This window comes from Malaciobacter sp. (assembly GCF_055140965.1).
The window spans coordinates 1-11,984 of sequence record NZ_JBSRRO010000012.1 but is presented as its reverse complement, the minus strand read 5'-3'; the positions used below and the strand labels follow the sequence as shown (position 1 = coordinate 11,984).

9 protein-coding genes are annotated in these 11,984 nt (G+C 26.5%); all 9 read right to left on the bottom strand.

Annotation, left to right across the window (positions count from 1 at the left end):
• Nucleotides 1–8 precede the first annotated feature (8 nt).
• Nucleotides 9–845: a tetratricopeptide repeat protein gene (locus ACTCCZ_RS05130; protein WP_079577963.1), complete on the bottom strand. Its 837-nt coding sequence runs from the start codon at nucleotides 843–845 to the stop codon at nucleotides 9–11.
• Nucleotides 846–855: 10 nt separating this feature from the next.
• Entirely contained in the window at nucleotides 856–2,124 is a 1,269-nt protein-coding gene (locus ACTCCZ_RS05125) for a coproporphyrinogen III oxidase family protein (protein WP_079577962.1), read from the bottom strand.
• Nucleotides 2,125–2,134: 10 nt separating this feature from the next.
• A complete protein-coding gene (locus ACTCCZ_RS05120; RefSeq protein ID WP_079577961.1) occupies nucleotides 2,135–4,810 on the bottom strand; it encodes a cytochrome c biogenesis protein CcsA in 2,676 nt (891 codons plus the stop codon).
• A gap of 29 nt (nucleotides 4,811–4,839) precedes the next feature.
• The gene (nrfD, locus tag ACTCCZ_RS05115) at nucleotides 4,840–5,778 is read right to left on the bottom strand and encodes an NrfD/PsrC family molybdoenzyme membrane anchor subunit (protein ID WP_079577960.1); all 939 of its coding nucleotides are present in this window, start codon (nucleotides 5,776–5,778) and stop codon (nucleotides 4,840–4,842) included.
• Entirely contained in the window at nucleotides 5,771–6,457 is a 687-nt protein-coding gene (locus ACTCCZ_RS05110) for a 4Fe-4S dicluster domain-containing protein (protein WP_079577959.1), read from the bottom strand. Before ACTCCZ_RS05110 ends, nrfD begins: the two co-directional genes overlap by 8 nt.
• 17 nt (nucleotides 6,458–6,474) lie before the next feature.
• Nucleotides 6,475–7,263 (bottom strand): FKBP-type peptidyl-prolyl cis-trans isomerase, encoded by a 789-nt coding sequence (locus tag ACTCCZ_RS05105; RefSeq protein WP_079577958.1) that lies wholly within the window; start codon nucleotides 7,261–7,263, stop codon nucleotides 6,475–6,477.
• 65 nt (nucleotides 7,264–7,328) lie between these two features.
• On the bottom strand, nucleotides 7,329–9,440 hold the full coding sequence (locus tag ACTCCZ_RS05100) for a multiheme c-type cytochrome (protein WP_079577957.1): 2,112 nt from the start codon (nucleotides 9,438–9,440) through the stop codon (nucleotides 7,329–7,331).
• Between the two features lie 215 nt (nucleotides 9,441–9,655).
• Complete coding sequence (locus tag ACTCCZ_RS05095) at nucleotides 9,656–11,086, bottom strand: ATP-binding protein (protein WP_079577956.1); 1,431 nt, start codon at nucleotides 11,084–11,086, stop codon at nucleotides 9,656–9,658.
• Nucleotides 11,076–11,765, bottom strand: a complete 690-nt coding sequence (locus ACTCCZ_RS05090; protein ID WP_079577955.1) for a response regulator transcription factor — start codon at nucleotides 11,763–11,765, stop codon at nucleotides 11,076–11,078. Before ACTCCZ_RS05090 ends, ACTCCZ_RS05095 begins: the two co-directional genes overlap by 11 nt.
• Nucleotides 11,766–11,984 lie beyond the last annotated feature (219 nt).

The following is an 11,984-nucleotide window of genomic DNA, read 5'->3' as shown; positions in this document are numbered from 1 at the left end:
TTTATCCTTTAAAATCCCATATCATCTAACATCAAATACTCTAAACAACTTGCATTATCTCCAAGATTGCAACCTCTTTCATAAATCTGTTTTGCTTTTATATAGTTTTGTCTTGTTCCTCTTCCCGTTGCATGTAAAACTGCAAGTTTATAGCACATTACCGTATCTTCTTTATCACATCTTTCTTTATAAACTTTTAGTAGTTTTTTATATCCATCAGGATTTGTAGTTGCGATATCTTTAATATAAATATCTACTAATCTAAAGCATGATTCTGTATCTTCTTTATCACATCCTTTTTTATACCAAGTTGCAGCACCTTTTGTATCTTTTTGTTTATTTAAAATATTCCCCACTTTATAACAACCTAATAAAAAGCTTTTTTCACATGCAGCTTTATACATAGCTAAACTTTTTTGTGCATTTTTTTTAGGCTCTAAATAGTATTGGTAAACAGAACCTAAATTGTAACAAGCAAGAGCAAAGCCTTTTTTACAAGATTTTGAATAATATTTCTCAGCTTTTTTATAATCTGTTTTAAGTTTTAATATTCCACCTTTGTCATAACAAACTCCAACTTTATAGCAAGCTCTTTCATTTCCTAAAGTACAAGCTTTATCATAAAACTCAAATGCTTTTTTAAAATCTTGTTTTACTCTCTGTTTATTTTCATACATAAAACCAACTTTATAGCACCCCTCACTACTTTTGTTTTGACAAGCTTTTTGATAAGATTCAAATGCTTTTTTATATTGGGCTTTTGAATAAAAACTATCAGCTGTATCAATAGTATTAGCATAAACAAACATTGTTGATAATAATAAATATAGTAATAACTTTTTCATAACTTCACTCCTAAGATTTTATTGTTTTTTTTAATTGTGCTCTTATTTCATCCATTCCCATATAAAACTCTTTCATCATTACTACACTTAAATATTCTCCAAAAGGTGTAGGAATAATTTCACTTTTTGTAATATTAATTGCATCAATAAATTTCAACAATAACAACTCAACATTTAGACTTTTTTCAACTGCTGTATTAAACTTATTATTAAATTTTTCAATATCAACTTTTCCATTAAATAAATGTACTAAAAATTGATACTGCAAATATTTTTTTAGTCTAAATTTTTTAGAATATGCAATTATTGTATTTGAATTATTTTTTAGTAAATTAGAATACTCATTTAAATCATATGCATTTACAAAAAGTTGTCTATTTATATGAGTAAATGCACCACTTCCCACACCAACATACTCATTGTTTTCAGCAATATATTCATCTTTTAGATTAAATCTATTTTTTGAAAATGCCCATGCATTATTTTGGTAAAAAGTTGACATTTCATTTTTTATTAATAGATATAATTGATACTCACGACTATTTTTTAATAGTTTAAATTGAGAAAAAATATCTATATTTCTTAGTTTTGATTTCATCAAAGGATAAGTTATTATCTGTTTTGCACCCAAATTTTTAGCTATTTTCAAATCATTTAATAACATCTCTTCTGTTTGTGTTGGAAAATTAAAAATCAAATCTAAACTAATAGTAGGGAAAACATCTACAACTTTTGAAATTTTATTTTGAAGTTGAGAAGATGAACCATATTTTTCAAATCTAGAAGTCTTTTTTAATATTTCATTATCAAATGTTTGAACACCAATTGATAATCTATTTATCAAACCATTGAAGTTTTTTAATATATCTATATTAATATGATTTGGTGTAGTTTCACAAGATACCTCTTTTATATCAAAAAGCATTTTTGCATACTCTATTGTATTTAGTAACTCAACTTTATCAATTAGAGGCGTTCCTCCACCAATATATAAAGTATCAAAATTAAAACCTTTCTCTTTTAACTTTAATAATTCAATTCTTAAGTTCTTAAAATAAGCACTACAATCATCTTTTTTATACTTAAATTTATGAAAAGTACAAAAACTACAAAACTCTTCACAAAATGGAATATGCATATATAAAAAATATTTTTTATTTCTATCAAATTCATATGTTATCTCTTTGTTTGCATACTCCAAAGTCATACACTCATTCATAGAGTTTTGTATCAATTTAGAAGAGGTATAAAAACTTAATAACTGCATTGATTTATTCATAATATCTTCTTTATTTTATAACTTTTACATCTTTTTTAAAAAATGCACATACAATTACAACAAGAACTATAACAATTACATAATATACAAAAGTTGGCACGGGAACTTTATCTCCTGATGCATAAGAGTGCATTCCTGATAGATAAAAATTTACTCCAAAATATGTCATAATTATTGAAGAAAATGCAACAACTGATGACACAAGAAATATATAAATACTATTCATTTTAGGAATAAATCTTAAATGTAATACAATCGTATAAACAACAATTGAGATAAAAGACCATGTCTCTTTAGGATCCCAACCCCAATATCGTCCCCAACTCTCATTTGCCCAAACTCCACCAACAAAATTTCCTACTGTTAAAAGTGAAATTCCTATAATCAAACTCATTTCTGTAATTGCAGCTAATTGTCTTATTTGTTGATTTATATCTTCTTCATTATTTTTTGATTTAAGTATCATCAAAATTAAAGCAAGAAATGCCAAAATTGCACCAAAACCTAAAAAACCATAACTTGCAGTGATTACAGATACATGTATACTTAGCCAATAAGATTTTAAAACAGGAACCAAAGGTGTAATTTGTGGACTAATAAAATTTAGATGTGCAACTAACATAATAATTGCACCTAAAATTGAAGATGAAGCTAAAGATAACAAAGATTTACGAAATATAACTAAACCTGCTAAAATTGATGACCATCCAACATAAACTAAAGATTCATAAGTATCACTCCAAGGTGCATGACCTGAAACATACCATCTCATCGCTAATCCCAAAGTATGAAAAACAAACCCTAAAAATAATAAAAGAAAAAATACTTTTTTGATTTTTGGAAAATCTTTTTTTGAAAAAATTGATACTATTGCAAAAAGTAAAGCTACAAAACCAACTAAAAAGTAAAATCCCATCAAGTTTGGAAATATTTTTAATTTATTAGATAATAATTCTACTTTTGTTTGATAAGTTGAAGGTAATATATCTGAATCAATCTCTCTTTGATTTATTTTTAATATGTCTAAAGCTTCATTTGCTTCTTTCCAGTCATTATTTATAATTCCTTTTGATAAAGCACTTTTATATTTAAATAATGTACTTCTAATAGAATCATCCAACCAATATTCATTTATTGCTTCTTGAGGACTAAACCATTTTTTTGAATTATCAAAAGAGTTTGGAATTATTTTATAAAATATACCAATTGAAGCTAAATAGTAGATATTTAATCTCTCATCAAGTTTTATCAAATCTTTATCAAAAGTACCTCTTTTTGAAGGCATTTTTTCATTTGCTTCATCTATATATTTATTTAATTTATATTTCCCATATTTATCAAATACAAAAGAGAAAGAGATATATTTTTTATCTTTTTTAAGTTTTAGAATATCTTTTATTTTGCTATTTTTTATTTTGATTAATTCTATATTTTCCCACTGTTTTGGGTCGCTAAATATTCCAAGCATTATTTGAGTTGCAGAAAGATTATACATTGAATCTTTTGATGATATTTTATGTAAAACATCAATTGCTTCTGTACCCATTGGTTTTACACGCCCATTAAAATCTTGAACATAAATTTCAGCAAAAGATTTTGAGTGTTCTTTTGTATTTTTTCTAAAATTATCTAAATAATCATTTGTTTGTGCATTTGCATAGGTATTAAATAAAAATAAAATTGGCAAAATAATACATAGATTATTTTTTATTAAAAAAACTCTAAGTCTTTCAAATCTACTTCTTTTAGTAAAAAAGTTCAATACAAATCCTAAAGATAAAAGAAAATAAGCAAAATATGTTGGCCATTTTCCTGGGTCTTTATTTACTGAAAGAATTGTTCCCATTTCATCTCTATCATAAGAAGATTGGAAAAACTTAAATCCTTTATATGTTAAAGGATTATTCATAAAAATTCTATAATCAAAATTTGTATCATTATCTAATAAAGTAACTTCACTAGCATATGATGATGCACTTTTTGAACCTGGATATCTTTGTATTTGAAAATCTCTTAATTTTATAGAAAATGGAAGTTTTATTATCTTTGAACCCCAAGATAGTTTTATATCTTTTCCATCTACTGAAAAAATAGCTGGTGGCTCTAAATTACCGTGTCCTCCATTTATTTGTAAATCTTGTTTTTTATTATCATAACTTACTGTAACAAAAAGATTTTCTACATTTGTTGTTTTTTTATATTTATAATCTTTATATTCAACAACCAAATCTTTATCATCTATTTTATGTATATATTTAAAACTATTGTCACCTATTTTACCAAGGGCTAATGGATGCTCAAATATTTTATTTTCAACTTCTATTTGAAAATAAGACTTTTCAGAAATCACTCTATTTTCACTCATATTTTCTCTTATATGAATTACTCCTTCATATCCAAAATATCTAGTAACTCCTGCTCCTATTAAAACAAATACAAATCCTAAATGAAACAAAAAAGCACCCATTTTTTTATACATTTTTTGTTTAATGATTATTCCAACTAAAGATATAGTTAATAAAACCATAACAACTTCATACCAAAGTGCATTATAAACTAAAACTTTTGCTGTTTGTGCATCATAATCATTTTCAATAAATGTAGCAACTGCTGCACCTAAAGCTAATAAAATCAACATTAATATAATAAATTTATATGAAAGAAACACTTTTTTAAAAATATACATAATAACCCCTAAACAAAAATTGTATTTACCTACACACTAAAAGTTTGACCTGCATAAATAATAAATAGCCGTAAACATAAAACTCCTACAATACTACACATTGCAGAGATATAAAATATGCTATTTGAATTCTCTTGTTCTTTTTTGGAAAAGTTTAAAATAATTGGTAATAAAAAACCTATACAAACTATTCCTACCCAAAAAACAGTAGACCATGAACCTTCATGAAATGCAGCTAATGCAATTTTTCCTGCTTCATTTCCTGTTGCAAGAGAGATATATAACATTGCTAAAAAAAGTATCTCAATAGCCATAATTGGCCACTCAATTTTATGTAAAATTTTCATATCACTTGAGTGAACATTTTCATTAAAAACTCTTTTTGCCATAATGCAAAGAGCAGCTGTTCCAGCTGATAATCCTGAAATTACAAAAAGTGCTGGTAAAATTGATGTATTTAGCAAGGGAAAACGTACTAAAACAGATATTAAGAAACCTGTATAAGCACAAATCACAACTCCAAATAGAAATAAAACTCCTTCTAAAATAACTCTAAAATTCAATAATAAATCAACTATTTTTGCCAAAAAAGAAAATTTCTCTTTTACAAAATCTGCAAAAGCAAAAACAACTGCAACAAAAGTCAAAGGGATATAAATCATAAGTGCAGCTACACCAATTGACATTACTGAATTAAAATTATAATTTATTAAGATTTGCCAAAAATTTAAAGGTCTTGTCAAATCACCAACTAAACAAACCATTCCCAATAAAATAGTTACAAAAGCCACTAAAGAAGCAGATTTATATACAGCAGTATTTTCTGTTTGGTTTTTATAAAATCTAATCAATAAAGCTACAATAATAGCTCCACCTGAAATACCAGCTAAAAGTAAATATACTGATATTGGCCATTCCCAACCTATTTCTTCAGTAAAACCTGAGCTATAAGTGATTAATTCATTCATCATAAACTCCTGTTTTAAGTTTAGGTATATATCTAAGACTTGGTTTTGTTCCAAATCCTGGTTTTAACCTAACTGCATCTTTAACATCCAAAATTTTATTTATATATGCTGTTTCATCATTTAAATCACCAAATACTAAAGCATCATATTTACATGACTCAACACATGCTGGATCTTTACCTTTTGCAAAATTTGTGTTCAAACAAAAATTACAATTTTCTGCTGCATTTGTTCTTTCATTTATAAATCTAACATCATAAGGACAAGCGACAATACAATATTTACAACCTATACATTTATCTATATCCATTGTAACAATATCTGTTATTGAATCTTTATGACATGCACCAGTGGGACAAACTTCGGTACATGGAGAATCAACACATTGTTGACAAGATACTCTCATATATTTTTTATGTTGTAAATCATCAGGTTTTGTCTGATCTTCTACATATAATCTATGTTGATTTTTAGGAACTAAATTTATCTCTTGACAAGCAATTTCACAATCACTACATCCAACACATTTATTTTGGTCATATATCATTGCATAGTGAGGTTTTTTGTTCTCTTTGTTTGTATTTGCATTAAGCCCATACTGTACACTTCCAAGAAATAAAGAACCTAATCCTATACCTTTAATAAAATTTCTTCTATTATTCTCTTTACTACTACTCATCAGCGTATCCTCTTTTCTTATTTAGAAACTTGATTTCCTTGTTTTGTAGTACCATGACCTGACATATCTAAATTACTTACTGCTTTCATTTCACCTGGTTTTAAAACTTTTAGTAATTCAATCTCAAAAACTAAAGTTGAGTTAGGTGGAATATCTCGCATTTGAACATCTTTGTATGCTAACTTACTTGGAATATAAAACTTATATTTTGAACCTGTATGCATTAGCATCAAACCCTCTTTTAACCCATCAATTAAATTAATCATAGATAAATGAGCTGGTGCTTTTCTAGCATATGTATCATCAAAAACATATCCATCAATTAAAGATGCCTTATAATTCATAATTACAATACTTTCAGGTTTTACACCTTTAGTTTTTGTATCTTTTATCACTTCATATTGTAATCCTGATTTTGTAACTTTAACTGTCGATTTTTTTGCATTTTTACTAAGAAACTCTTTTTCTTTTTTTGCATTTGTCTCTTGCAGTTTTTTTATCTTCACTTTTTGTGCTTTATTTAAAAGTTCTGCTCTTTTATTTAGATTATCAATAACTTCTGATTCACTAATTTGTAATTTTTGTTTTAAAGCATCTTCAAAACCTTTTACAACTAATGCCACATCAACTTTTGCTCCTAATTGAAGCTGCCCATAAATTTGGTTATTTATATAATTACCAGTAGATGCTCCTAAACTATAAGATTGCTTTTGAATATCAGTTTTTAACTCTGTTGAAAAACCTTGTACTGCAATACTTAAAATAAGTGGAACAACATAACTTAATTTTATTTTTGTTAAGTTCATTAATTAATCCTTACCTTTTTAAATAAGGATTACACAAAAGTGTAACCCTTTTTTTGATTCAAATACTATTTAGAAGCTTTTGATAAAATATTTTGAGCTTCTTGAATATATGCTTGTGCAGCTTGTGCTCTTCTTTTTGTATATTTAAATCCATGAACTCCCCATGAACCATCTTTTTTGATTAAGTCCATAGCATCTTGAGCTTTTTCAATTAATTCATTAACTCTTGATCTATCTTCAACACTTAATTTTGTTACTTCAAGCATTTCATAGATTCCTTTAATAGCAACAGTAACTTCTGAATAGATTTTTTTGATTGGTTTTTGCCAACCTATAACCTCATCATAAATTCTACTTTGGTCTTTAAAGTGTAATGTTTTTTTCAATTTAGATTGAACGATACTATGACAACCTTTATTATCAATCATATCTTTATCTGCCCATGAAGTTTTACCACAAGCCCACATTAAGTCAATATAGTTGTGACCTTCGTCATTTTTAGCAATATACCAATCTTTGTATTTTTTAGGTACTGTTTGAACTCTTGGTTGACCTGGAGGTGGATTAAGAGTTTTTTTATCAGGACTTACATTGATTTTCCAAATATGTGATCTTCTTTGTGTATCAAAACCAGCATGATCTTGATATTGAATTGCATAGAAGTTTTCACAACTCATTAAATAAGGCATATGACAACTAGCACAACTTACTTTGCTGTGAGTATCTTTTGTATTTTTAACTATTTTTGCAGCTTCTTTGTGACAGCTTGCACATGATTTTCTAATTGCAGGTTTTGTATAGAATGAACTTAAATAATCACCAGTATCTTCATATACACCACCTTTTTTTGCAGTAGTTGTAACAACATAACCACTTACATCATGAGGGTCATGACAAGTTGTACATCTCATACCTGCTTCATAGTGTGCAGTAAAGTAAGATTGAGAACCTTCAGTACCACAACCAGGACCAGCTGATTTAAATTTTGAAGTTAATCCAAGTTCAGCAGCTCTTGCTTTTAAGTTTGGATCTTTAGAGTTTCTAAATTTTTCAGCCAAAAATGGTCTAAAGCTAAATCTTTGGTGACATCTTTCACAGTTAGAAGTTCTAAGTCCTTCTCCACCTTTTAAATGTCCGCCAGCACCATGGCACTCTTCACATGAAATACCTTTTGAAATAGTATGTTTTTGTAAAGATTTAGCATTACCTAAATCAGCATAAAATTCTTTTTCTGTTTTATAATCAAATTGCCAAGGGTGACATACTTGACAGTAAGATGATGCAGCTTGAATAGCCATACCTTTTTTATATCTTGCAGCATACGAAGCCAAACCTCTAACATAACCTGAGTTTTCACCATGTTCTTCTAATGTTACAGGAAAATTAGGAATAAATTTTCTAATTTTTTTAGCAACTTCAGGTGTCAAATCATTTGCCCAAGTTCTTTGGAATTGGTTTGAACCAGCAACAACTGTACCTGTTCCATCTTTTAATAAACCACCAACAACATGATAAGTTCCTCTTAATAACCAAGCATCAAAATATCCCATTTTTGTTCTAAGATGACCTACGGTACAATAGATAGAATCAGGAGTAATTCCTTTTGGTAAGATAGAAGCAGTATCTTTACCAAAAACTGATTTATTTAATTCATTATTTACTTCAGGGTGTTCTCCTGGGAAACGAATAGTTGAAGAGTGTCTTGATCTGCTCCATTTCTCATATTGTGCAGCATGACACTCTCCACACTTTTCTGGACCTACAAATTTGTTAGGAAATACTAACGGATCAGTAGAAGGTAATCTATACATAGTAGAAGTAATACCTTTTCTTTTACTATATTTTTGAAAATCATTACCATGACCTGCATGTACAAATTCTTCACCTCTATCAACAACATTCAACTTCCCAACAACTTTACCATTAGGTAAATACGTTGTAAAAATTGGATGATGTTTAAAAATCCAGTCATATCTTGCTTTTTCTTGGATAACATAGTCTCTTAGTGTGATAACACCTCGAGTATCTTTGGTACCCTCGTTTTCAGCAATGATTTTTTGTGCATCTTTACTCATTTGAGGTGAGTTGTTGTTATGACTAGATGCAAATGCAATATTAACCATAATGCCAATACATATAAACAAACAAACAAACAGTCTTTTATTTATACTTCTCATTACTTCTCCTTTTTTTTGTTGATATACTAATAATAAATTTTAAGATATTTTAAAACTTATACTTCGTATACCAATCGAAATAGTAACAACAAAGAGGGTGAGAAAAGGGAGAATAAAAAGAAAATATTTAGTTAAATAATAAAAAAGCCAGTTTTATGGGATTATAGTAGATTTAAATTTTATTAAATTAATTAATTTTTATTTATAAAATAGATTTAAGATTTAAAAGTTATTTCAAAAATTACACCATTTTCTAGATTTTTAGCTTGAATTGTTCCTTTATATCTTTCAACAATAACTTTACAAATATATAGACCAATTCCAGTAGCAACACTTAAATCTTTTGTAGAGAAATATGGTTTAAAAATTTTATCAAAAACTAAAGAGTTTATTTTTCCTGCATTATTTTGTATTGATATAACTGTTTTATCAAAATATTTAAATGATTTTATACTAATTACCCTATTTTTAATCTCATTTGTAATAAAAGCATCTTTTGCATTATTTATAATATTAACAAATACTTGAACAAACTCATTTTTAGAACCAACAAATGTAAAATCATTTTGAATATCTATTTCTACTTTTATATTATATCTATCTAAAGAGGCTTGAAGTAGTCTAATAGATTGGTTTACTATTTCTAAAATCTTAAATGAGTTATTATTGTCTTTAGGAGAAAAGAAATCTTTAAAATCATTAATTGTATTTGACATAAATGTAATTTGAGTATTTGCATCATTTACTTTTGAAATTACTTTGTCATTTGTTAATTTTTTTCTTTCACTTAAGAGTTCCATATTAATCAATATTGAGGATAGATGAGAAAGAGGTTGTTTCCATTGATGAGAAATATTTCCTATCATACTTCCCATAACTGCAAGTCTATTTTGATGTTCAAAAAGCAACTCTTTTCTATCTTCTAATTTTTTATCTTTATTGTAAATAATATAAATCAATATTATAAATAAAATAAAAACAATAAACATAGCAATACCACCAGTAATAAAAGAGCTTTTGTGATAAGAAATAATATCTACAATTGCTATTTTTAAATATATCATTGCTCTTAAATCTCCAACCCTTTCAAAAAAACCACTATGATTTCCATATTGAGCTAATAATCTTTTTGGAGCATCTTGAGGGTTTCCATGACACATCAAACAATTAGGTTTATTTCTTGCTATTGGTTTTGCTATAAAAAAGTATGATTTACCATTTTCTTCTAAAATAGAAAAATAATCTTTTATCTCATTTTTTCTAAATTTTTCTAATATTTTTGTTTCAAATTTATTTGCTTTATGTATAGGATTTAATGGATTTGTAGCAACCAATTTATATCTATACTTTAGCTCTTTTTTTTCTAGTTGTTTTTCATAAATATATTGAGATATATAAGTTGATGATAATATTTTAGAATTAAAATAATTATCAAAAGTATCTCTATCTTTCATTAGATTATAAATCATTGGTCTTTGAACTTCTTCAATATATGTTCTAATTGCATTCATATTATTTAACATTGAATTAGCCTCTTTTTTAGTATCTTTAATAGCTAGTTCTTTATAAAAATTGAAAAACACTAATGTAATAACAGCATATAAAAAAATAAAAACACTTATAATAAATCTAAAATTAAATTTCACACTTGTATCCTAATCCATAAACATTTTTTATTAAATCATTTCCTATTTTTTTTCTTAACTCTTTAACAATTGCTTTTATAGCTTCTTTACTGGGCTTATCGAAATCCCACATATAATCAAGGATTAAATCATAAGTTATTACTTGATTGATATTTTTTAGAAAATACTCAAGCAATCTACTTTCACTTTTAGATAAAGCTATATGCTCATTTTTATTTTCTAATTGCTTTGTATAATAGTTATATATAATTTCATCTCTTAATCTTATGCTAGGATTGTAATCAACTAATTCTAAAGCTGCTTCTTCTAAAACTTTAAACAAATCTTTTCTAACAAATGGTTTTGTTAGGTATTTTGTAATTTTCAAATCAACTGCTCGCCATAAGTACGCTTGATCTGTATGAGCAGATATTATTATAATTGGTATTTTTTTATTTGTTTTACGTATATGCTTTATAGCTTCCAAGCCATCCATATTTGGCATTGATATATCAAAAAATAAAACATCATAATTATTTTGTTTTACTTCATCTAAAGCTTTTTCTCCATTATTAACACCCATGACTTCTAAAAAGAAAAGATCTAATGTCTCTTTTATCTCTTTTAAAATACCCTCATCATCATCTACACAAAGGGCTTTTTTATCCGCTAAAATATCAAGTTTAGAATAGTTTTTCATATGCAATGCCTCTAATAATCTTTTTTTTATAATATAACATTTTCATTTAAAATTGTATATGAATCTTAATTTTATAAAAAGTATAGATATTAATTTTATTTTTTTATATTATATTTAACTGTAAAAGTCATTAGGGTATCAATTATCAAATATTTACTTTCATAAAAAAGGAAAAAATGAAGTATTCATTTTATAGATTTTTATTATTCTGCATTAAAT